Origin of the sequence: Indolivaga capnocytophagoides DSM 22835 (assembly GCF_000426485.1) — a bacterium.
Lineage (GTDB): Bacteria > Bacteroidota > Bacteroidia > Bacteroidales > Dysgonomonadaceae > Dysgonomonas_A > Dysgonomonas_A capnocytophagoides.
Genome location: NZ_AUFL01000025.1, coordinates 1 through 23,308 on the forward strand (window position 1 = coordinate 1; position 23,308 = coordinate 23,308).

The 23,308-nt window shown below is 37.7% G+C and carries 17 protein-coding genes, 2 rRNA genes and 1 pseudogene; 13 read left to right on the forward strand and 7 right to left on the reverse strand.

Annotated features, from left to right (window positions below):
• Positions 1–89: ribosomal RNA gene (locus tag K322_RS0112840) — 23S ribosomal RNA — on the forward strand; the annotation flags it as partial.
• A 90-nt stretch (positions 90–179) separates the two neighbouring features.
• Positions 180–290: ribosomal RNA gene (gene rrf / locus K322_RS0112845) — 5S ribosomal RNA — on the forward strand.
• Between the two features lie 280 nt (positions 291–570).
• On the opposite strand, the gene K322_RS0112850 is transcribed toward rrf, so the two are convergent.
• The 7 genes from K322_RS0112850 to K322_RS0112885 form a co-directional block, all read right to left on the reverse strand.
• Positions 571–4,638: a hybrid sensor histidine kinase/response regulator transcription factor gene (locus tag K322_RS0112850; RefSeq protein ID WP_026627254.1), complete on the reverse strand. Its 4,068-nt coding sequence runs from the start codon at positions 4,636–4,638 to the stop codon at positions 571–573.
• Between the two features lie 455 nt (positions 4,639–5,093).
• Positions 5,094–7,043, reverse strand: coding sequence for a family 43 glycosylhydrolase (locus K322_RS0112855; RefSeq protein ID WP_026627255.1), 1,950 nt, complete (start codon positions 7,041–7,043; stop codon positions 5,094–5,096).
• 121 nt (positions 7,044–7,164) lie between these two features.
• The gene (locus tag K322_RS0112860) at positions 7,165–9,204 is read right to left on the reverse strand and encodes a RagB/SusD family nutrient uptake outer membrane protein (protein ID WP_026627256.1); all 2,040 of its coding nucleotides are present in this window, start codon (positions 9,202–9,204) and stop codon (positions 7,165–7,167) included.
• A 12-nt stretch (positions 9,205–9,216) separates the two neighbouring features.
• Positions 9,217–12,501, reverse strand: coding sequence for a SusC/RagA family TonB-linked outer membrane protein (locus K322_RS0112865; RefSeq protein ID WP_026627257.1), 3,285 nt, complete (start codon positions 12,499–12,501; stop codon positions 9,217–9,219).
• A gap of 1,073 nt (positions 12,502–13,574) precedes the next feature.
• Entirely contained in the window at positions 13,575–14,030 is a 456-nt protein-coding gene (locus K322_RS0112875; RefSeq protein ID WP_026627259.1) for a hypothetical protein, read from the reverse strand.
• Positions 14,027–14,482, reverse strand: a complete 456-nt coding sequence (locus tag K322_RS0112880) for a DUF3990 domain-containing protein (protein WP_026627260.1) — start codon at positions 14,480–14,482, stop codon at positions 14,027–14,029. The genes K322_RS0112875 and K322_RS0112880 overlap by 4 nt, the downstream gene beginning before the upstream one ends.
• 37 nt (positions 14,483–14,519) lie before the next feature.
• Positions 14,520–15,179: a helix-turn-helix domain-containing protein gene (locus K322_RS0112885; protein WP_026627261.1), complete on the reverse strand. Its 660-nt coding sequence runs from the start codon at positions 15,177–15,179 to the stop codon at positions 14,520–14,522.
• Between the two features lie 147 nt (positions 15,180–15,326).
• Here K322_RS0112885 and K322_RS0112890 point away from each other — a divergent pair, with 147 nt between their 5' ends.
• The 11 genes and pseudogenes from K322_RS0112890 (at position 15,327) to K322_RS19390 (ending at position 22,991) form a co-directional block, all read left to right on the forward strand.
• On the forward strand, positions 15,327–15,569 hold the full coding sequence (locus K322_RS0112890) for a hypothetical protein (RefSeq protein WP_026627262.1): 243 nt from the start codon (positions 15,327–15,329) through the stop codon (positions 15,567–15,569).
• Between the two features lie 248 nt (positions 15,570–15,817).
• The gene (locus K322_RS19380; protein ID WP_260203867.1) at positions 15,818–16,099 is read left to right on the forward strand and encodes a DUF3408 domain-containing protein; all 282 of its coding nucleotides are present in this window, start codon (positions 15,818–15,820) and stop codon (positions 16,097–16,099) included.
• 404 nt (positions 16,100–16,503) lie between these two features.
• The gene (gene mobV, locus K322_RS0112900) at positions 16,504–17,928 is read left to right on the forward strand and encodes a MobV family relaxase (RefSeq protein ID WP_026627263.1); all 1,425 of its coding nucleotides are present in this window, start codon (positions 16,504–16,506) and stop codon (positions 17,926–17,928) included.
• Between the two features lie 77 nt (positions 17,929–18,005).
• A complete protein-coding gene (locus K322_RS0112905; protein ID WP_026627264.1) occupies positions 18,006–18,332 on the forward strand; it encodes an ArsR/SmtB family transcription factor in 327 nt (108 codons plus the stop codon).
• Positions 18,333–18,403: 71 nt separating this feature from the next.
• Entirely contained in the window at positions 18,404–18,832 is a 429-nt protein-coding gene (locus K322_RS0112910; RefSeq protein WP_026627265.1) for an arsenate reductase ArsC, read from the forward strand.
• A 76-nt stretch (positions 18,833–18,908) separates the two neighbouring features.
• On the forward strand, positions 18,909–19,346 hold the full coding sequence (locus K322_RS0112915) for a nitrophenyl compound nitroreductase subunit ArsF family protein (protein WP_026627266.1): 438 nt from the start codon (positions 18,909–18,911) through the stop codon (positions 19,344–19,346).
• Positions 19,347–19,350: 4 nt separating this feature from the next.
• Positions 19,351–19,980: pseudogene (locus tag K322_RS19385) on the forward strand (aromatic aminobenezylarsenical efflux permease ArsG family transporter); the annotation flags it as partial.
• Between the two features lie 79 nt (positions 19,981–20,059).
• Positions 20,060–20,293, forward strand: a complete 234-nt coding sequence (locus tag K322_RS0112925; protein ID WP_026627267.1) for a thioredoxin family protein — start codon at positions 20,060–20,062, stop codon at positions 20,291–20,293.
• Positions 20,294–20,305: 12 nt separating this feature from the next.
• Complete coding sequence (gene arsD / locus K322_RS0112930; RefSeq protein ID WP_026627268.1) at positions 20,306–20,662, forward strand: arsenite efflux transporter metallochaperone ArsD; 357 nt, start codon at positions 20,306–20,308, stop codon at positions 20,660–20,662.
• Positions 20,663–20,674: 12 nt separating this feature from the next.
• Positions 20,675–22,393 (forward strand): arsenical pump-driving ATPase, encoded by a 1,719-nt coding sequence (gene arsA, locus K322_RS0112935; protein WP_026627269.1) that lies wholly within the window; start codon positions 20,675–20,677, stop codon positions 22,391–22,393.
• Between the two features lie 163 nt (positions 22,394–22,556).
• Entirely contained in the window at positions 22,557–22,991 is a 435-nt protein-coding gene (locus tag K322_RS19390) for a response regulator transcription factor (RefSeq protein WP_260203865.1), read from the forward strand.
• Positions 22,992–23,308 lie beyond the last annotated feature (317 nt).

The window sequence follows — 23,308 nt, forward strand, 5'->3', positions numbered from 1 at the left end:
CGTTGTAGACTACGACGTTGATAGGCTACAGGTGTAAAGGCAGTAATGTCATAGCCGAGTAGTACTAATTGCCCGAAACTTTTTCGTCAAAACTTCGCCTGTGTAACAGGTTTGCTACATACAAATTTTTAAAGACTTGTTCTTTTACATCACGTCTTAATATATAAGATCAAAGATATTAAGGTGGTTATAGCGTTGGGGATCCACCTCTTCCCATTCCGAACAGAGAAGTTAAGCCCACCCACGCCGATGGTACTGCAATTATGTGGGAGAGTAGGTAACCGCCCTCTTTTAAAGACAGGAAGTCCTGAGTAATTTTTTACTCGGGACTTTTTTGTTAATACATACTTTCTGGAAATATAAGGCTTAGAAATATACAGTTTAACATTGTTGCTACTTCCTATTAATCATGATCTGAGAAGACTGATTTATTGACCAGAAACTACATATAAGCCTGTTCGGAAGCTAAGCTAAAACCTTATCTATTAAATCTTTCTATAGCTATTTCTTTTATTCAATCTTAAGACAAAGGCAGAAAAGGATTCATCTCTAATGTTAATAACATTCTGTTTACTTATTATTCCGTGATTTCTGAAATGCCTTTGGTGTAGTACCAAACTCTTCTTTAAAGCAAGATGAAAAATATCTTGGATTTGAGAAACCACAAGCGTATGCAACTTCCGAAATCGTGATGGAGCTATCCCCCAGCATTTGACATGCATGCTTCAATCGTATATTGCGAATAAATTCAATAGGAGATAGGCCTGTCGTAGCTTTGATTTTTCTGTATAAAGACGATTTCGACATACACAAGTCTTGAGCCAGATCATTGATTTCGAATTCAGTGTCAAGTATCCGGTCTTGTATGATAGATATAGCCTGACTCAGAAACTGTTGATCAATAGGGGAAGTTTCCAACTTGTCTGTATCTATATTTGAGTCAAGTTTGAATTCCTGTTGTTTGACCTGTTTGTTTGAGAGGAAGTTCTGTATACGGGCTTCCAGTACCTTAAGTTCAAAAGGTTTAGCTATGTATCCGTCAGCTCCTGCATTATAACATGCTATTCTATCATCGGGGTTATTCTTTGCCGTAAGCAGTATTATTGGTATGTGGCTGGTCTTGATATCAGATTTTAGAGTCTGGCATAGAGTCAGTCCATCCATTTCGGGCATCATTACATCACTCACGATTATATCTATGTCATTATTTTGAATGACAGACATTGCCTCAGATCCATTCGATGCGGTTATTACTCTTCTGTATCTCGAGAAAATCTGAGACATGAGGGTTAGCAGTTCTTCATTGTCCTCAACAATCAATAGTTTGTTATCATCCACTTTCAACTGTTCATTTGTACTTTCTGTTAAGCTAAATGATGCTTCCTCAATAAGATGATTGTAGGTATTTTCTAAAATTGGAAGCTGTTTAGAGGAATCAACTTCTGTATCCGAATAACAGTTTCTATCAATAGGAAGGCAAATTGAGAAGGTTGAGCCCTTATTTATCTCACTTTCTACATCTATGGTTGCATGGTGTAGTTGCAGAAGTTCTTTGGTTAAGGCCAGCCCGATACCATTTCCTTCCACTCCTTTTTTACCTTTGTGGCTAAAGAATCTGTTAAAGATTAATTTCAGGTTATTAGGGTCTATACCTATGCCTGTATCACTAATCCGGATGATAATATATTGGGATCCTTCTTTTTTCTGCAGCTTTAAATTTACCGTTATTAGTCCTCCTTCATCTGTATATTTGTAGGCATTGGATAGAAGGTTAAATATGACTTTCTCTATTTTGTCGGCATCGAAGAATGCCGGTATTGAATCTTCATCTGTAATGAAAGAAAAATTAATATGTTTTTTATTCATCAGAGGTTCGAAATTTGTTTCACATAATTCTCTGATGAAGGTAGATATGTCTCCTGAACTAACTTTTAGATCGAGTTTACCACTTTCAAGTTTTCGAAAATCAAGAATCTGTTGAATTAGACGCTTAAGTTTATTCAGATTATATCTCATCTTGTTAAGTTGTGGTATCTTATTAAGATATAATATTTCGATATCGTCTATCAGACACGAAATAATTGTGATAGGAGTCAGGAAATCGTGTGAGATATTGGTGAAGTAACTCAATTTGGCTTGAATTAGTTCTTCCGATTTTTCTTTTTCTATCTGAGTAATACGCAATTCGTTTTTCAGCATCATCTGCTTTTGCGTCTTTATATAAATGATGTATAGTATGGCAATGATAATAAATGTGTATAATAAATATGCCCACCATGTTTCGTACCACATGGGTGCTTTTATTATAGAGTATGAACTTATGGTGTCGCTCCATAAGCCGTTTATATCCGTTGCTCTAAGTTCAAGTGTATAAGAGCCCTTAGGGAGTTTGTTATAGAATGCAAATTGACGTTCACCGTTTGTGTATATCCAGTCATCATCTATCCCTTTTATTCGGTATGCATATAATACTTTATGGGGATACGAGTAATTTAGCGCAGAAAAATCAATCCGGACATTCTTTGCATCATTACCTAATCGGAGTACTCTTTTTTCTTTATCTAAACTATAGCTGTCGGGCGGCAACGCATCGAGAATAGAATTGTTATTAATATTTACATCTGTTATCAGAACCTCTGTTTTTTTTGCTTTTTCAGACAGACGGCTGATATTGTTAGTCAGACGTGTGATACCTCTGTTTCCTCCATAATAAATATATTTACCTTCGGAGTAATAATATGAGTTTACCGAGAGAGAATTCACAATAATATCGTCTTCTGGTGTATAAGCTATTTTTCCTTTATTTAGAGGGTCATATTCGATAATGCATTTGTTTGTTGAGATCCATACATGATTTTTTGAGTCTACAACAATATTCTGTATTCCTTCGTTGATATAGCCGTAAAATTCGCTTGAAATATTATTTATCAGCAAATTATGGGAGTTGACTATAAAAATGTTTCCTTCTTTGCTGCCTATCCATATATTTGTTTTTGAGTTATCAGCACTGATACACTCAATGTCATTGCTGAGCAGTGTGCTGTTTTCTTTGCTTAGATTTACCAGGTTCTCGGCCTTCAGGGAGCCCCCGATTTTGACAGGAGTAAATTTAAAGATACCTTGTATTCTTGTACTGATCCAGATATCTCCCTGTTTATCCATTGTTATACCTGATGCATCTCTAATATTTATATCTATTTTCTGTATGTCCTCACCGTAAGGTTTGTAAAATATTCCGGTAGAAGTGGTTATCCATAGTATTTTTCTGTTATCTTCAAATATCTGCTGAATATAGCCGCCACCGATTTTTTCAAGGTCATATGTGCGGTCTAATAGGAGATTATTGTTGATTTTTTTTATTACATATATTAGTGAAGAGTATTCCGAACAAACCCATACAACATCAGGTTCTGACGAGAATTTGTTTATATAAACGATACTGGTTATTCCTTTTAGATTTTTCAATGAAGGAAACTCATTAAAAAATCTGAGAGTATTGTCTTTGTGGGAATATATCCCTAATCCCCATCTGTTTTGTCCGATCCACAAGTCTCCGTCTCCATCTTCGTATATTGCTTTAATGTCGGTTGTTAAACCTCCCGTCTGAGATTTAATCATCGGAAACGGATAATTTTTTATAACCGGGTTGTTCAGATTTATAATGTATGCACCTTCATTAAATGCTGCTATCCACATATTGCCTTCAGTATCTTTTTGTATCGTACTGAATATGTTATTCATTTTAGAAGTCACATTATTCATGTCTATAATGCTAAACTTGCCATTTTTATAGTCGACAACAGTTAATCCCTGATGTCCTACCATCCAGTAATAGCCGTATTTATCATCCTGTTGTATTCCGAAAATAGCCGCGAACCTACTTTTTTCGTTAGCATTATCAGCACTAACCGGGGTATACATCTGAGATGGTTTTTCCGTATGCATCAAATATACACCATCATCCCAACTTGTTATCCAAAGCTGTCCTTTTTTATCCTGAAACATTTTGAATGGGTTGTTATCATCCCCGATCTTGGGCATCGCATCCCATTTATCTTTTTGCGAATTATACCTATAGAGTCCCTGTTGCCAGAATAGGCTCCATATTTCACCCTTGTTATCCATAAATATGGAATTGACACTGGTTTTAGGCAGATACAGATCGTATGTTTTACATTCTTTCCAATCGGGTGAACATCGTACCAGCCGCTCGTATGTACCAATCCAGATATATCCTTTTTTGTCAATGACTATCGATCTTATTTCGGTATTTAGTTCAGGAAAATTGAGGCTCGATATTCTATTTGTGTTCGGATCCAGTATATTTATTCCTTTCCATGTACCTATAAGAAGTCTTCCTTTACCATCTTCTGTGATGCAGCGTATATCATTGTTCGATAACAAATCGGGACTTTTGGCACTCGACCTGTATACATGAAGACGATATCCGTCGTATCTGCATAATCCATCGCTTGTGCCTAACCACATTATCCCGTCTCTATCCTGAAACATACACCTTACTGAGCTTGAAGGTAGCTGTTTACCCAAAGGAAAAAGATTAGCATAGGCATATTGAGCAGAAACAGGCCTGATCAGTATGATGGCGAATAAAACAAGAAGTCTGATTATATTTTTCATGATCGATAATGAATATATATAAAGGTAACATAAAATCAGTGACCGTTGATCAGTTCGAAGTTTCAATTAAGGTCTCAGGCTTATTTCCTAACTTTACAAGCATAATAGCAACAGTAGGTTATCGCTTTAAAGCAAGTCATTAAATACTTTCTGTTACCTTATTAATTCTCAATTAAGCTGAAAAGGTAACAAAAGTAACATACTTTATGTTCAGCTTTTCGATTGTTTCCTTTTTCCCCGGCTGTCCCCTAAAGTGGATTTGTCTTTCTCTCGAGAAACCACTTTAGGGGGTGGGGTATTTGAAAAAGGTTACAAAGGTTACACGAAAAATGTATTATTCCTGATGTTTCCTTTTAAGTAACTGAAAGTCATTTTTTCTTTATCTGCTATTTTTTAAATTTAAGGATTTGCAGATTTTCTTTATATAGATAAAATTGTATAAAAAGGCTCAATGTTTATTTAACCTTCTGATATACTCTTACATAATCTATCTCGTATTTCAAAGGAAAAGCTGTATCGTCGGGTATGCCTCCGTTTACTCCACCTATTGCCAGATTTAATAACAGGTAATGATGAGGTTGGCGGAATGGATTCTTCTTCTTGCCTAAAGATCCGTTGAATGTTTTATCTAAAGGTGTTTCATTCAACAACTCGTTATCCAGATACAGGCGTATATAATTTTCGTCCCAATCCATACGCCAGATATGGAATTTATCTGCCCAGTTCGGATCTTTTTTCAGGAAATGAGAAAACGGGATCTTCGAAGAGTTCCATTCTGCGGTGAATCTTTTGTCTGTGCCCCATGCTGTATTAGCCAAAATATGAGGAGCCCCGTCTATCTGATAGTATTCCAGAATATCTATCTCACCGTTGGAAGGCCATTCCATCGAATTTCCCAGCGTCCAGATAGCAGGCCATGATCCTTTTGCTGTAGGTATTTTTGCTCTGATTTCGAAACGTCCGTATTTGAATTCTTTTTTACCTTCGGTTTTTATTGATGACGCTGTATATTCGGCATACTCTCTATTCTTTCGCCAATCGTTACTGCGTGCATCGTAATTTGAATTTTTGATTCGTTCTTTTTTTCCGCTTATAGTCAATACTCCATTGCTGCATTTTGCGTTTTCGGGTTGGTACCATTGAAATTCTTCATTCCGGGTGAATCCTTTTTCATGACTCCAGACTTTCGGGTCGGGATGTCCCTCTCCGTTAAATTCGTCATTCCAAGCAAGCTTGTATCCTTCATATTGAGTTGGTGCAGAATTATCAGCACTTATCTGGTCAAATATATTTAGGTTCCAGTTGTCAAACCATTTCAGCACAGGCATTCCATTTTCAAACAATATCGGGAGCCATACATATCTGCCGTCAATCGGATTATTAGGTCTCCATCTATCCGCCATGAATATAAAAGCATCTCTCTTGCCTTGTACGGGAAGGATGTATGTGCTTTGCGAGTTGAATGTGAGTTCTGCATTTTTACCGATACAGGGATTTGGGTGCAATGTCCATGTACCCATAATGTTGTTAGCAGTCAATAGGCGTGCAGCATTCGGATCCCAGCCTGTGCATCCCGATGTAATCATAAAATATTTACCATCTTTCTTAAAGATAGCCGGAGCTTCGTTATGTCCTGCCGGTTCTATGCGGATATACCTTCCGGTGTATCCCAAATAATCATCGGTTAACTCGGCAATCTGAAGTGTCAGATTATCTTCTGATGAATAAATATGGTATGCTTTGTTGTCATCGTCTACAAAGAGAGTCATATCGCGGGACATTTGTCCTCCCTGAAAATCACGACGGGTAAATAACCCTTCTTTGATAGCTTTTCTCCATTCAGGAGTCCACCACTCGAAATCTTCCGGTCTATCTTTTATTTGTTTCTGTGGATCGGTCATATTTTCCGGCCATTTTCCGGCATTGACACGATTATTGTTCAATAGTTTGTATGGTCCCGAAGGATTATCGCTCACAGCTACTGCGGTATGAGCTGCTTCGTAGCCTTTGTCTTTCAGTTCGAGGTGAAAGTACATTACAAACTTTCCGGTTTTAGCGTTATAGATAACCTTCGGCCGTTCTATTACTGATCCTTTTGTTATAGGGCTGTTTTTATCCTCAGATACAGGAAGTGCAACTCCTTCGTAATTCCAGTTGTACAAATCATCCGAAGAATAACAAGTTACACCTACTAATGCAGCATTGGTGTTTTCCCCCTTGTGCTCGCCAAACCAATAATATTTGCCGGCATGATAAAGAATTCCTCCTCCATGAGCATTGATAATCTTCTCATTGTTATCGAGCCATAGGTTACCCGGATAAAAAGAAGATCTTTTTTCTGCAGATACCCAAAAACAGCCGGATAGCAGAACATACAATACTAAGATATGTTTTATAAAATTCATATTTTATTGATTTATAGAAGCTAATAAGACTTCCTGTAGAAATCTTATTAGCTTCACATTTAAGGTCTCAGACCTATTTACTAACTCACTTAATTGTTCAGAATGATTCTAAATCGCAATCTTATTTTTCAGCAGGCTGATCAGCTACTAACGGCCAATACGGATTTTGATAAATCGTTGAAGACGAAAGATCCGAACCGCTTGTTGTCGTTAGTTGGAATTGTTTGATCATGATAGGCTGTAGATAGTGAGCCATTTTCCAAGTCATACCGTTATAAGCAGCCTGAGCACTGTATCTTTCGAAAGGACGAAGATATTCACTCTTGTCTTTTGACGATGTATTTGCGTTTTCGCTTCCATCGGCAATCAGGTTGTTATACCAGCTTTCCATCGGTGTATTCCACAAGTGGAAACCTTCGATGTGGTATGGAGTGGTCATCAATTGATCCATCGACCGCCAACGGCACAGATCCATATATCTCAAACCTTCGGCGATTAATTCGCTGCGACGCTCCCTGCGTATGTTATAAAGCGTAGCATCTATCAGATTTCCGGCAGAATATGCTCCCCAGTCATTTTCGGCTTCTTTAGCCATTACTGTTTTGCTGATTGTATTGTCTATATCTGTAGAAACATGAGAGCGTTGACGTATGATAGTCCAATATTCACGCGCAGTACCATCCAGAGTTCCTTTTCTTACATAACTTGCTTCCATGTAATTAAGAAGGGCTTCTGTTGCTCTGTAACAGATAGCTGCAGTGTAGCCTCCTCCGTTAGCATAGTATTTTTTGTTGAATGATCCACCCTTACGCAGAGCATAGCCGGTTGCATATCCACGCTCGCCGTCTCCGTTTGTGATAGCTGGGTAAGGTTCAACTAATACAGCTTCTGTACCTTCTGAGTTATCAAGTTCAAACAGAATATTGTTTTGTCCCGGTTCTTTCAGGAATATTGACAGACGAGGGTCTCTGTTTGCACGAACATCAGCGATTGTTTTATCACCTTTGTAATATCCGTCTCCGGCTGCATATGTTCCATGAGAATAAACGGGAGTACCATCGGCCATCAAAAAGCTGTTAACCAATCCCCTGGTAACTCCTATGCGGTAATTACCGCGTCCCGCCGCTGAATTCACATTATGTGTAGATAAGCCACGACCATACTGGCGCCATAACAGAACTTCCTGTACACCGGACAAATCTTCTTGAGCAAACATATCGAAATATGGGTTTGCTGCGTCTGTAGCCGATTGTTGTAATGTTCCGGTATTTACTGTTAGCTTGCCTTTATACTCTTCTGCTACTTGTTTCGAAGCATCCATTGCCTGATCAAGGAAATAGTTGATTTCTTCATCTATACTGCCGCTTGGATATTGGTATCCTGAGTTATAATCTTTCTGAGCTCCCGGCCAGTCTGTTCCATTCGGTACAAATGCCGTTCCCTTGAAATATTTGAGCCACGTACCTTCAAAAAGAGCTACTCTCGATTTTAAAAGAAGTGCTGCATCTTTGTTGATACGTGTTTTTGCCATACTGCTTTCCGACAATAATGTGATTGCCTTGTCAAGATCCGAAAGGATGAAGCGGGCAACTTCATTGCGTGGTTTACGTTTGCTGGCTTCTGTCAATACAGCTGAATTATCTGCAAGAGGTTCTGTTATGATCGGAAAGTCTCCGAACATCTGGTAACGTTTAAAGTATTCACAGGCACGTAAGAAATACATTTCTCCGATGTAATGTTTTATTTCGGGAAGACTACCTGTGATCGTATTTGCCGATCCGCTTAAATCTTCTCCATATCGGGGAGTTACCAGCGAAAAGAAATAATTACAACGATAAATCATTTCGAACTTCCAATTGTCGGTTTCATTATGGGCTACTTTCCACCGATCGGATGTATAACGGTCGTGAGCCGAAACCCCAGTCTGATTATCTGTATTGTTATCTTCTCCGAAAATACCATAACTCCAGTTACTGTGTGATGGTAAAATATCAGCATACAGGTTATTTGCATAATAAGCAAGCTGATTAGCTTCGGTCAATGTATTCTCGGGTGATGCATTGGATTGTGGTTCCTTGTCCAAAAAATCATCACAGGAAGATAATCCTCCGGTAAGGGCGAGTAGGAGAGAACCTATAACTATTTTTCTATATAATTTCATGATAATATCTTTTTATAAAGTTAGACTAAGACCAAATGACCAAGTTTTAGAAAGAGGATAAGCATTTCCTCCGTTTTTGATAAATTGATTTGCGCCGCTGCCAGTATCTCCACCATCTACAGTTTCAGGATCGAATAGCTTAGATAATGAAGTTCCTGTCCACAGATTTTCGCCTGAAACAAAAATTCTGCATTTACTGATAGATAGTTTCTGAGTTAGTGAAGCCGGTAGGGTATAACCAATTTGAAGATTTTTCAATCTTATATAAGATGCATCTTGCAAATATCTGGTCTGAGCCTTGTGGTTTTTACCTGCTCCGTTACTTCCCCAACCGAATAAAGGACGAGGGTAATAAGCATCCAAATTTGCAGGTATTTCATTATTTAGACCCGAAGCTTCTGCTCTGAAGTAATCGCCATGTTCTTTAAGTCCTGTAGACCACCATTGATCTTGTACCGCACCCCAGAACATATTACTGTTCATCCAAATGTCACGTTTCATTACACCTTGGAAGAATGCTCTGAAATCGAGTCCTTTCCAGTCAGCCGAAAGGTCTATCCCGAAGAAGTAACGAGGAGTACTGTTCCCGATCACTTTCAGGTCTCCATGATCGTCTATGGTTCCGGCTCCTTCCGATATTCCTGCTTTTCCATCGAGGTCAGCATACATGATATCTCCGGCACCCCATTCAGAGCCGAATGATTGACCGCCTACTTTAGCAAGGTGAGCATCCATTTCTTCTTGAGTTTTAGCGATTCCTACAGTCTGATATCCCCATATTTCACCGGTTTTACGTCCTCCGACATATGACCAAATAGAGTTGGTTGTATTTCCGGGATAGCTTTCTATAGTAGTTTGTGCATCAGATAACATCATTTTGGCACTGTATCCAAAGCCATTTTTCAGACGGTCATTCCATGATAATACAAGCTCCCATCCTGCGGTCTTTAGGTCACAGTTATTTGTTTTTGGAGCGGTAATACCTATCACAGCAGGAAGCTCAGGAGCTGGTCCTACCATGTTATCTGTGAATCGATTGTAATAATCGAATGATCCGGTTAAGCGGTTGTTTAGCATTCCCCAGTCTAGTCCCACATTCCATGTTCTTACAGTTTCCCATGTCAACATTGTACTTATAAGATCTCCGATTTTGGCTGTATTTGGTTTTACACCATTTTGCAACCATCCGCCATTGGCGGCTTTCAGCTCCATTTCGCGATAGGTCGGATACCAAACATTTGTATTTTGGTTGCCCAGTTCTCCGTAAGAAGCACGTAGTTTCAACATACTTACTGTTTTTTCAAATGGCTGCCAAAAGCTTTCACGTGCAATATTCCATCCGGCCGAGAATGATGGATATAAATCCCATCTGTTTCCTCTGCGAAAACGAGAAGTTCCATCGTAACGCATATTTACTTCTGCGAGATATTTTCCGTCATAGTCATAATTGATACGGCCGAAGAATCCAGCGGTAGCCCATTCGTTTCTGTATCCGCCTACTTCAGGTATTTTATCTGCTCCAAGCCCGTCTAAACTGCTTATCAGGTTTAATTCGGCCAAATCTTCTAATAATAAGCCGTATCCTTTTGCACTGAAAAACGATTGTTTCATTTCGTCAGCCTGAAAACCTCCCATAACTTTGAAGTTGTGATTTTCATTGAATGTTCTGGTATAATCTGAGAAAATGTTGATATTCCAGTAATTTTCTTTTTTATGGTCTTGGTACAAACTGTTTGTTCCGTTTGTATCATCAATATCTCCATTAACCTTGTGGTTATAGTATGGTAATGATATTTCGCGTACATCTGTAGTATTAGTACTATAGTTGAATTCGAAATGGGTTTTCCAGTCTTTTATAGGTTCTAAGATAAATGCACCCTGATGATATATCTTGTCTGTTTGGCTTGTGCGTTTGCCTCCCAGAGCCAATTGCATAGCCGGAGTTTGTGCATTACTGTTATGATAAAAGCCGTTTTCGTCATATATAGGAAGGTTAGGCCATGTTTGGCGGCCGATTTTTTCGTATAAGCCGTCGTTAAAAGCAGTTGGTCTCCAATTGTCTACGCGGATATAGCGTAAGTTATAGCTGAAGTCTAGCCAGTCTGTCATCTCAGCATTAATTTTGGCTGTAACGTTGTAGCGCTTTAGACCATCGTCACCCTGACGTAGCAATCCATTCTGATCAAGGTAACCTAAGGCTGTATAGTACGTGATCTTTTCTGATCCACCGCTTAAGCTAATATTATGTTCCTGAGAGAAACTATTGTCTTTGTATATTTCCGAATACCAGTCAGTATTAGCATATGCTTCAGTAAAGGGGTCTCCTGCCGGCTTTCCCCATACTGTACCGTTAGTAGGAAGTCCGCCTTTGCTTGTTCCGCCTTTAGCCTGAAAATCGAGCATTTTTTGCATTACATCATTTGAGAATACTGTTCCCCAACCTACACCTTTTGCTGCTGTATTAAAATAATTAGCGAAGGTATACGAATCCATCATCTTCGGTAGGTTTATGGGACTGTTGATCCGGAAACTATTGTTATAGTTAATAGATGCTTTACCGCTTTTACCTTTTTTAGTTGTTATTAAAACAACTCCGAACGGAGCTCGCGATCCATAAATAGATGATGCTGCAGCATCTTTCAGAACTGATATATTTTCGATGTCCTGCGGGTTGATAGTATTAATATCTCCTTCCATACCATCTATTAATATCAAAGGAGACCCACTGGATCCTTCCCCTATAGTACCTGTTCCACGAATATTTATATTCATGTTTTTATCCAGCGATCCATTATTAGTCGATATCTGTAACCCCGGTACAAGCCCTTGCAATGCCTGTGTTGCATTACTTACAGGGCGAGAGTCAAGTTCCTTGGCTGTGGCTATACCTACAGATCCGGTGAGATTTACTTTTTTCTGTGTCGCAAATCCGACTACTACAACATCATCTAGCACTTTACTGTCTTCAACCAATGAAATGTTTATTACTGATTGATTTCCGACAGATACTTCTTTTGTTGTATATCCCAGATATGAAACGGATAAGACAGCATGAGAAGCGGCATTTAATTTAAATTTCCCATCAATATCGGTTAAAGTTCCGGTTGTTGTCCCTTTAATTGAAACCGATACTCCGATTAAAGGTTCCCCTTTTTCATCTATAACGGCTCCTGATATCGATCGTTCTTGAGCTAAAGCACTGAGAGTGCTCAGTAAAGTCAGCATAATCAAGAAAACTGTTTTTCGAATACTCTTATACAAAGAGCATTCTACTCTTTTCGGCGAGTTTTTCTTCATAGTAAAAATAATTAATTGATAATCCGTGATAATATTAATAGTTTTAGGATGTTAGTGAGTATTAACACATTTTGAGCTATTTGCAAATATGATAACACATGACCACTACGGGGAGAGGCTTCAATTGAGTATTCCCTTTAGATCAAATAATGAAAAAATCTGAGTTTTTTGAGTTATCTTCATCCCATTAGTATTGAGAGTATACTGAAGAATATGTCAATAAAAACTGATTGATGTTATTATTAGACCTTTGGTATCTTATAAATATTATAAGAATGTGTGGAATCCTTGAATTGTCTTTCTCAGAGTATAGCTGTGACTAGCGTATACTGATAGTTAGGAATTGAGTAGATACATAATTAATGGTTTGTTTTTTTCATGGATAAATGGAATTTACTTTATTTATAACTTATTATAATATTCCACCGAAACGGCAACATTAGCTAACAAAAAAAATGATTGTGTAAAATAGTAGAATCTCTGACAGAAAAATGTCCTTTAATCATTCAAAAAAGTTCAGTTTTTGATCAATGATGTCTGAATCTCTTGTGGAAGGGGATGCTTAGTATAAAAGCGGAAATACTATCAGTTTTTTTGATCTAAATTTATCAGGTGATTGTATATCGGAGAACTTATGATAATAGCTTCTCTCTCTTTTTTTTTCTGATTTTTGTTCGAAATTTAGGACGCTGAAAAAAGAGATAGGAGAGAGATTAATAGATAAATGGGTACCACAAAAAAAGACCTTGTAAGAAAAACTTACAAGGTCTTTTTTTTTGCTTGAGGTTCCTGGCGGAGCCTTATACTTTTAAATAACCAGTTGGTTATCAAAGGAATAATATCATTAAATTTTATCTACTGTAAAACAAATGTAAAACAGTTAGTTTATACATTTATCGCTACAAATATAATCATAAACAGCGGATTTACAAATATTTACGGGAATTTTATTCGGGTTTATTGGGATTCGAACCAACTTTGTATCTTGCTGATTATAAACACAATATATCCATTCGGATATGCACTGTAAAACATTATAAATACAATAATTTTAGTTCTAAGTTTGAGAGGAACTAAAGCACCTCTCCTTTTATATATGATTCATACAAATAGTCGGGGCTTTCGTAATACAAGCTACTATTAAAATCTTCAATCTTTCGGGATAGCCAAGAGTTATAAACCTCCATAAGTGTATCAATAGGTTCTTTCTCCTGCTTATTGCAAATATCAACTATCAGTCGCTTATACACTTTACCAATATCCCAATGGGTCGGTATTGAGTATTTTGCTTCCGCCACATTATCGAATGTACCTTCCTCGATATGGAAGTTACTAATTAATTCATCCGTAATCTTGTCTATATTTTCGCTATGATATACATCTGCCAAATCGTAGATATGTTGTAGCTTATCTTTGCCGATAGCATTGACAATCACATTGCGATGATTCTTTGTGTTTCTCCCGATATATTCAATCAGGCTACAAGTAAAAAATAAGTCGTTATATTCTTTTTTCTCTCTGCCTGTCATGGTTTAATCTCCTCACTCTTTATAAAGGTTAAACATTTAAGAGCATCTTGTGTACAAAAGTTTATCTGATGTGTCGGATGCTTGAATTTGGCTAACACCCAAAACTGTTCTTTTGTAAGCACACCACTTATATAATCAGAAATATAGTTATACACCTGATCATTCGCCATTGCTCCAATCACAATATCATAATCATGCTTTTTACCACTTCTACAATCAACTATAAATTTCAGCCACTCTTCCGTCATCTCTTCGAAGTGTAGAATCTTTAATTTATCATCTTGCTCAAAATTGTATATATTAATCGTTGGAGTATCATAACGCTTTGCCCATCGTACAGCCTGTTCTTTTAACTCCGTACAATAAAAGCCTGTACCAAAATCTTTGGCATATTTACCTATTCTTATTTCAGGTGCTTCAACTGTGTTATATCCTCCGTGATATATTTCCATAATTTTTACTTTGATTATGTAGTAAAAATAGTAAAAGTTATTTATTCGCCCCAATAATACTTTTCGATTCGTAATATTTTATTTGGTCTTTCAACTCCTGTATATCCTTTTCAATACTCTTTGTGATAGGAATATTATGTTTCCCCATGAAAGAAGAAAGATTTTGTAGTTCTTCCTGTACCTCCATTTTCTTTATGCTGTAATAGTAGCTCGATGTAAAATCAAACTCATCCTTTGTCATTAACAGCTTAGATACATCCTTCGGAGTCGTTTTGCTTGTAACATCTATTTTTGTTTCAAGGAGCGAGGATATATTTTCCAAGTCCTCTTCGGTTGGACTATACTGTTTGTTTAGCACATCAAAGTAAGAGTAAAATTTCTTCTCTTTAGTATCCCATTTCAGATTTACTATTCCAAAGCCATTTATAGAGTACGCCAGCACTTTCTTTATCAGTCCGTATAGTTCTGCTTTACTCACTGAAATATATTCTTTCCCTTCATTGGTAGAAGAATCGAAGAAGTAAGCCGGATCAACATCGAAGTAGTTAGATATGGCTATCAGGGTATCTATTTTAGTAGAGTTGCCCTTAATGATCTTATGCAGGCTTTGCTCTGTCATTCCCAAGTCAGAAGCAGCCTGCTTCATTGTTACGCCTTTGCGTTCACATAATTCACGGATCTTAACTAAATATACCATTGGATTGTAATTAATCTTAAAGAACCAATCAAATTAAACTAATAGTTTAGTTTGTGGGTTTTTATTTCTAACTTTGAATTACAAATGTATAAAATAAATTTAGCTTTTGCATATAATGTATTAATTAATTTCTAAAAAGTATTGCCTATGGAGAAAATTATTGTAGCAACAGAATCCTCTTTAGAGGAAATTATTGAAAGGGTATTTGATAAAAAGATGCCTAAATCTGCGGAATCAGAGATTGAAAGGACATTTAGTATCAATCAGGTAGCGAAGATGCTTCGGCGTTCGCACAAGAAAATATCTGATTTGGTAGCAGCAGGTATATTAAGAATCACTCCTGACAGAAGGATATACGAAAGTTCTATCCGGGAGTACAATCAAAAGTAATAGGTACAACAAGTAGCTGAAAACCTATGAAGTCCTTTTTCATCCACCACATGAGAAAGTTTGATAACGCCACCAGCGGGTGGCGTTATTTTATGCTAGTGTCATGCTCTGATTTCATTGAAGAATTATATTGTGATTTCAATGTATTGTGAATAAATGAAATAAACAAATAGTTGAGTCATTAAAGTAATTATTCATTGAATAACTGCATAACTGATTAAATGAGTCAATAATTAATTAACTAACTGATTAACAATAAAAAAAACAAAAACATGAAAAGTAATATATCTAAAGAACAATACATGTCAGTATTCTGCCGAAGAGTAAAAATTATAAATCGCTATCCTGTATATGTCAGTGAAAGAACACACGATATCCTAAAATGGGTAGTTGCTAATATGGGAATTTACAGATTGAGTATTTCGACTCTCATCGAAAATATTATTGTAGACCATCTGGAAACCTATACAAGCCAGATGAAAGAGATTCAGCAAGAGGAACAGGAACGCTTATTTCCTGATGAGGAATAAAAATCTTCAAAAACACATGTCCTTTTGAATGTATTTCGCTCGTCGGGAGGAGTGGTCTCCCCCCTTGCCGCAAGGGCGATCCCCGACCGATGAGTTTGGTGTTTGTGGATGTAGCATTATCAGAATTTGCTCATTTTTTATCTCACCTGATGTCCGAGATGACGTGTATTTTGGAGCTAGCATAACAGCGATCTTTTGCTATCCAAAGGGACGTTTGTATAAACGCCGTAGCTCATTAGGGCGTTTTCTTTACGCTCCGTTGCACTTCACTAAAAACAGCCCTATGAGTCAAAGGGTGTTCCCCCTTTGAAATCCCCCTGAGCGGTCTTCCGACCGCAGTCGCTTTAAGCGACTTTTATATGACAAAGATAAAATTTAAAGTTGAACTAAATGATATTTAAGATATGGGATATGTAGTATTTCACATACGTAAAGCCAAAGGGAATGACTCCCGAATGACGGCACATATAGAACGAACAGTCGATCCTAAAAATGCCGATAAGAATTTGACTCATCTGAATAAAGAGTTAATTGAATTTCCCGAAGGGGTTACGAATCGGACACGAGCTATACAGTACCGAATAGAAACAGCAGGGATAAAACGCAAAATAACAAAGGATCAAGTACGGGTAATGCGTATCAATTTATCGGGAACGCATGAAGATATGAAACGAATTATGGCGGAGGGACGTATCAATGAATGGTGTAAAGACTCTATCAATTATCTGAAAAAAGAATTCGGAGAAAAGAATGTGGTATCGGCTGTGTTGCATATGGATGAGAAGACTCCCCATATTCATGCCTCAATTGTTCCTATTGTAGAGGGAGAACGAAGAAAAGCCAAAGCAGAACAAGATAATGGTAAACGAAAGTACAAAACAAAAAGTAAGAATACGGTTCGTCTGTGTGCCGATGATGTGATGACAAAGGATAATTTGGAACGTTTTCAAGATACTTATGCCGAAGCAATGGCTAAATATGGATTACAGCGAGGTATCAGAGGATCGGAAGCTAAACATGTAACTACATCAGAGTTTTACCGAAATGTCTTTGAGCAGGCAGAAAAGGCGAAGATTGAGCGTGATTTATTTGAACAACAGAAAAATGAAAAAGAGCAGGCTGTAAAAGAATTGCAGTTCAAGGAGCAGGAAGAAGCTATGCGTTTGGCTGATTTGCAGCAAAAGATAGGCGGTAAGGAATCGGAATTGGAGGAAAAAGAGAAACAGCTTCGCCAAGTGAAAGATGAGATTGTGAAGACTGGCTTCGAGAAGACAGCGAAAGAAGCCGGGAAGGGCATTCTTGAAGGTATGGGCAGGCTAATGGGAAATCCGAAGGCGAAGAAACTGGAGGAAGAGGTTAGCATATTAAACTCTAACATTGAGAATTTGAAGGTTGAAAAAGAAAATGTTGAGAAAGAAACCAAAACTATTATTGCTCAGAAAAATAAAGAGATTGCTGAAAAGGATGAGCTTATAGATAGCCAGCGAACTAAAATGGATAGATTATTTGAAAGCATGCCTATTCTAAAGGATTTTGAGTTTATTGTACGTCTGTGCGAAACTATAAAAATTCCGCTTCAAATTGTGAAACAGATATTATCGGGTCAGAAAGTAGCCTATTCGGGGGAGTTATATTCACCGGAACATAAGCAAAACGTTGAAGCAAAAGAAGCGGTAGTTTCTATTGCCCGAGATAAGGAGAAGAAACCGTGTCTGGCTATTGACGGTGTTTATTATGTGGATTGGTTCAGGGAGCAGAAAAAGAAGTTTTTACAGAGTATTGGGGTAAAGGTTAATGAAAAAAAACAGCAAAGGGGATTGGGGAGGTAAAAATAAAAATATATCATTCGTTTACTTGCGAATAAAAAAATATTCGTATATTTGCGAACTCTAAATATATATTAGATATGCCAAAGAAAGAATTAACAGCCGAACAAGAACAAATTGCACGCTTCGCCAAAGCAATGGGACATCCTATTCGTATTGCTATATTGGAAATGCTTGCTAACCAATCATGCTGCTATCATGGAGATATGTCGGAAATACTACCTATTGCTAAGAGTACATTGTCTCAACACCTGAATGAACTCAAAGATGCAGGATTGGTACAAGGGACAATTACGCTACCCACTGTCAAATATTGTATCAATAAAGAAAATTGGGAGAAAGCAAAAAGTATGTTTTCTGCATTTTTTGTAGAGGTTAGTAATGAAGATAATTGCAGCACGAAATAAAAATTTCACCCACAATATTCGTATTTTCACGAATAGCGAATATATCGTATATTAACGAATGAATATAAAATATGAAAATACTTATACTTTGCACAGGGAACAGTTGCCGCAGCCAAATGGCACATGGATTCCTACAATCGTTTGATTCTAAATTATCAGTTTATTCCGCAGGAACAAAAGCAAGCGGAAAACTAAATCCCAAAGCTGTTGAAGTAATGAAAGATGCGGGAATAGATATTTCGCATCATACATCAGATAGCGTGAATAAATATTTGAATGATGAATGGGATTATGTTATCACAGTCTGCGGTGGAGCAAAAAAAACTTGCCCAATATTTTCGGGCAAAGTAAAACATCAATTACACATCGGATTTGATGACCCATCCGATGCCGAAGGAACTCCCGAATTTATACAAAGCGAGTTTATTCGAGTACGTGACCAAATAAGGGAAGCATTTTATAATTTTTACATCAAAATAAAAGAAGAAAATGAGCAATAAAAAAATGGGGTTCTTAAACAAGAACTTAACACTTTGGATATTTTTGGCAATGGCTATCGGAGTGGGAATTGAATAAATGAAAACAAGAAATCTATTATTTGTTGCACTCATTGCTTTGTTTGCAATATCGTGTAACAGCAAAGGACAAGCAGAAAAGAGTGAAAGTGCCGAAACAGTAGTAGCAGCCAATACGGTTGACGATTCTGTAACCAACATCTACTATTTTCATGGTAAACAACGCTGCAAAACTTGCATAGCAGTGGGCAACTTGGCTAAGAAAACCATTGAAGAAACCTATGCAGACAACAACAATGTGAAATTTATCGAAGTAGATACAAGCGACAAGCAGTTTGAGGATTTGGTAAATAAGTACGAAGTATCTTGGAATGCTCTCATTATTGCCAAAGGTGATAACTCGGTAGATATTACGGAACAAGCCTTTGCCAATGCTATAAATAATCCGAATGTTCTTAGCGATCTGATAAAGAAAGAAGTAAACCAAAGAGCATCATAAGTGTATGGAGTTCTTACAACAATTAGTGGATAACTCGGATATTCCGATACTGACTGCTTTTATCTTGGGATTAATGACAGCTATCAGCCCTTGTCCATTGGCTACCAATATTACGGCAACAGCCTATCTGAGCAAAGATATAGCGGATAAAAAACGTGTTCTTTTCAATGGTATATTCTATACATTGGGGCGTGTGTTCAGTTATACAGCTTTGGGATTGGTATTTTATTTTGGAGCAAGCAAATTTCATGTAGCCAAAATGTTGCAGAATATCAGCGGACTGTATCTGGGAATAGCCTTAATCATCATCGGAATATTGATGTTGGATATTATAAAGTTCAACATCCCAATATTGAACAGGCTCACGGCGAAAGTCAGTGAAAAGAAAATGAAAAAGAATTATCTGAATGCTTTTCTTTTGGGCGTATTGTTCGCATTGGCTTTCTGCCCGTATAGCGGTGTACTCTATTTCGGAGTGCTTATCCCTATGACAATCAGTAGTGTATCGGGGCTGATTTTACCTCCTGTATTTGCTATCGCCACAGGATTGCCTGTTATCATCATCGCTTACTTGTTAGCGTACAGTATGTCGAATGTGGGCAAGTTCTATAATAGAATGAAAAGCTTTGAGATATAGTTTCGAAGAATAATATCAGCCATATTTATAGTGATTGGAATATATTATGTGGTAATGAACATTTAAAAACAAAAATATGGAAATAATAATATTAGGCACAGGATGTGCCAAGTGTAAAACAACATTCGATGTTGTACAATCGGTTATTACCGATTCGGGAATAAGTGCCACAGTATCTAAAGAAGAAGATATACTGGAGATTGTGAAATACAATATTATGTCGTTGCCTGCCGTAGTGGTAGATGGCGAAGTAAAGATAAAAGGCTATGTGCCAACCAAAGATGAAGTGTTAAAAGTAATAACTGCATAAAATAGAACTGATATGCTAGACTTGAAAGTAGATAACCGTAAAACAATGAAAATATATGACTCAGCACTATGCTGTCCGACAGGACTATGTGGAGTCAATATCGACCCCGAACTGATGCGTATTGCCGTAGTCGTGGAAACATTGAAACGCAAGGGAATACTCGTAGAACGTTACAATCTGAAAGATAATCCACAGGTATATGTAGATACAAAAGTGATTAACGATTGCCTGATGAATGAGTCGGCAGACGTATTTCCCATTACGATGCTCGATAATGAAATTGTGATGAAGAAAGCCTATCCGAGCAACAAGCAAATAGCAGAATGGCTGCAGGTAAAAGAAGAGGACCTGACTACGAAAAAAGAATAAAACAATTGAAAAATGAAAACATATAATCCATCAACAGAAAATTATACGAAGTATATATTCTTCACAGGTAAAGGTGGCGTTGGTAAAACATCTATCGCTTGTGCCACCGCCGTAAACCTTGCTGATAGTGGTAAGAAAGTCCTTTTAATCAGCACCGACCCTGCCTCTAACTTGCAGGATGTCTTTAATATGGACTTGAATAATAAGGGTACACAGATTAAAGAAGTACCCAATTTAACAGTCGTAAATCTCGATCCCGAACAAGCTGCTGCCGAATACAGAGAATCGGTAATCAGTCCATTCAGAGGGAAATTACCTGAAAGCGTAATTGCCAACATGGAAGAACAGCTTTCCGGCTCATGTACAGTAGAGATTGCAGCATTCAATGAGTTTTCAAATTTCATTACCGATGAAGATAAACGAACAGGCTTCGACAATATAATTTTCGACACGGCTCCCACCGGACATACACTGCGTATGTTGCAACTACCATCGGCATGGAATACTTTTATTGACGAAAATACCACCGGAGCATCTTGCTTGGGGCAACTTTCGGGATTAGAAGATCGCAAGGAAGTATATAAAGAAGCCGTACGAACACTATCGGACGAAACACAAACAACCATGTTTCTGGTTAGTCGTCCCGATGAAAGTCCATTAGCCGAAGTCGAACGCTCTTCTAATGAATTATTGGAGACAGGTATAAAATCGCAACATCTGATTATCAATGGCGTATTAGATAACTACGACTCAAATGATGCTATATCGAAGCAGTTATATGACCGCCAACAAAAAGCATTGAATAATCGCTCTCAATCCTTATTAAAACTAGCTACCTATTTTGTGCCCCTACGTTCTTATAATATGACTGGTATTGATAATATCCGTAATATGTTGAATACAGATAAGGTATCAGCAAATGAACAAAAGACAATCAATACAAACGATTTTAAAACTATCGACAATATCATTGATGACTTATACACATCGGGCAAACGGGTAATTTTCACAATGGGCAAAGGTGGTGTCGGGAAAACAACTATTGCTGGCGATATTGCCAGAGGGTTGGCAAAGAAAGGTATAAAAGTACATCTGACAACGACCGACCCTGCCAATCATTTAGCTTTTGTAGAAACGAAAGTAGAGGGTATCACAGTGAGTCATATTGACGAAAAAGCAGTATTAGCAGCCTATCAAAAGAATGTATTAGATAAGGCAAGAGAAACGATGGGCGATGCCGATTTGAGCTATATCGAAGAAGATTTACGGTCGCCATGTACACAGGAGATCGCCGTATTTAATTCTTTTGCCGAAATTGTAGCTAAAGCTGACAATGAAGTAGTGGTAATTGATACTGCACCAACAGGGCATACTTTACTATTGCTCGATTCTACGCAAAGTTATCACAAGGAAGTAGAGCGTACACAAGGTAATATCACGCCCGCTGTCCAGAATCTACTGCCACGCTTACGGAATGAGAAAGAAACGGAAGTGATAATTGTTACGCTACCCGAAACGACTCCCGTTTTCGAAGCCCAGCGCTTACAACAGGATTTACATCGTGCAGGACTAAAAAATAAATGGTGGGTAGTTAATTCAAGTTTATTACTTACCAATACCAATAATCCATTTTTAAAAGCCAAAGCACAAAGTGAGATACAATGGATAGAAAAGGTTAAAGAAATATCCAACGATAATTTTGCTGTGATAGCGTGGAGTGAGCAGGACTGATAATTATAGGACGAGGAAATGAAATAGAATGCTCGAAGTGATTTCGGGCATTTTTTATTTTATTCAAACTTTTTGCTTTCCTCAATCAGTTCTTCACTATATTTATCGACAGACAGACTTCATCTAAAGATGAACAAAACTATTTTCTCTATCTTTGCAAAATATGAGCCATATCCTTATCATAGAAGACGAACCCGGAATCTATACCTTTCTCAAACAAGGATTAGAAGAAGAAGGTTATAGTATCTCCATCGCTGTTGATGGAGAACAGGGAATAGAGCTTTTTCAATCGGAGAAGCCCGACCTGATTCTACTCGATTGGGTGTTACCCAAGATGGATGGTATAGATGTTTGCAAGGCTATCCGGCAGGAAGATGTAAATACGCCCATCTTGTTTTTAACAGCGAGAGATACGGTGCAGGATACTATCGAGGGACTACAATGCGGAGCAAATGATTACATCAAAAAGCCTTTTAGTTTCGAAGAACTGTTGGAACGCATAAAGATCCATTTTCGTAACTCAATAGAACAAGGCATTCTTACATTGGGTACTATCTCGCTAAATTCACAAACCTACGAGGTATGGAAAATCCAGTGAGCGTTGCCCCCTCGTGCCAGTCTAAATTGCCCCCATGTACCAAAATATGTTTGACCCTTTTCGCCAAAATAAAAATGTCCCCTGTCGGAATATAAACCAACAGGGGATTTTTATGTAATTTAGATTCCCGTCCTGGTCGATGGGTTAAAGCTAAAATTACAATGACAACAAAGTTAGCAAACATTCTTCATTGCTATGCAATGGGGATGGGGATAAAAGGTATCAGCGCGACCTTTGAGCTATCCCGCAACACAGTGCGCAAGTATGTGCGTTTGTTTCAAGAGAGTGGTATACCGATGGAGCAACTTCAGCAGATG

Bases quoted from the DNA above. Each gene is read 5' to 3' on its own strand.
- K322_RS19390 (WP_260203865.1), top strand. From the start codon at position 22,557: ATGAGCCATATCCTTATCATAGAAGACGAACCCGGAATCTATACCTTT.
- mobV (WP_026627263.1), top strand. From the start codon at position 16,504: ATGGGATATGTAGTATTTCACATACGTAAAGCCAAAGGGAATGACTCC.
- K322_RS0112875 (WP_026627259.1), bottom strand. From the start codon at position 14,030: ATGACAGGCAGAGAGAAAAAAGAATATAACGACTTATTTTTTACTTGT.
- K322_RS0112855 (WP_026627255.1), bottom strand. From the start codon at position 7,043: ATGAATTTTATAAAACATATCTTAGTATTGTATGTTCTGCTATCCGGC.
- K322_RS0112910 (WP_026627265.1), top strand. From the start codon at position 18,404: ATGAAAATACTTATACTTTGCACAGGGAACAGTTGCCGCAGCCAAATG.
- K322_RS0112905 (WP_026627264.1), top strand. From the start codon at position 18,006: ATGCCAAAGAAAGAATTAACAGCCGAACAAGAACAAATTGCACGCTTC.
- K322_RS0112865 (WP_026627257.1), bottom strand. From the start codon at position 12,501: ATGAAGAAAAACTCGCCGAAAAGAGTAGAATGCTCTTTGTATAAGAGT.
- K322_RS0112915 (WP_026627266.1), top strand. From the start codon at position 18,909: ATGAAAACAAGAAATCTATTATTTGTTGCACTCATTGCTTTGTTTGCA.
- K322_RS0112880 (WP_026627260.1), bottom strand. From the start codon at position 14,482: ATGGAAATATATCACGGAGGATATAACACAGTTGAAGCACCTGAAATA.
- K322_RS0112885 (WP_026627261.1), bottom strand. From the start codon at position 15,179: ATGGTATATTTAGTTAAGATCCGTGAATTATGTGAACGCAAAGGCGTA.
- arsD (WP_026627268.1), top strand. From the start codon at position 20,306: ATGCTAGACTTGAAAGTAGATAACCGTAAAACAATGAAAATATATGAC.
- K322_RS0112925 (WP_026627267.1), top strand. From the start codon at position 20,060: ATGGAAATAATAATATTAGGCACAGGATGTGCCAAGTGTAAAACAACA.
- K322_RS0112890 (WP_026627262.1), top strand. From the start codon at position 15,327: ATGGAGAAAATTATTGTAGCAACAGAATCCTCTTTAGAGGAAATTATT.
- K322_RS0112850 (WP_026627254.1), bottom strand. From the start codon at position 4,638: ATGAAAAATATAATCAGACTTCTTGTTTTATTCGCCATCATACTGATC.
- K322_RS0112860 (WP_026627256.1), bottom strand. From the start codon at position 9,204: ATGAAATTATATAGAAAAATAGTTATAGGTTCTCTCCTACTCGCCCTT.
- arsA (WP_026627269.1), top strand. From the start codon at position 20,675: ATGAAAACATATAATCCATCAACAGAAAATTATACGAAGTATATATTC.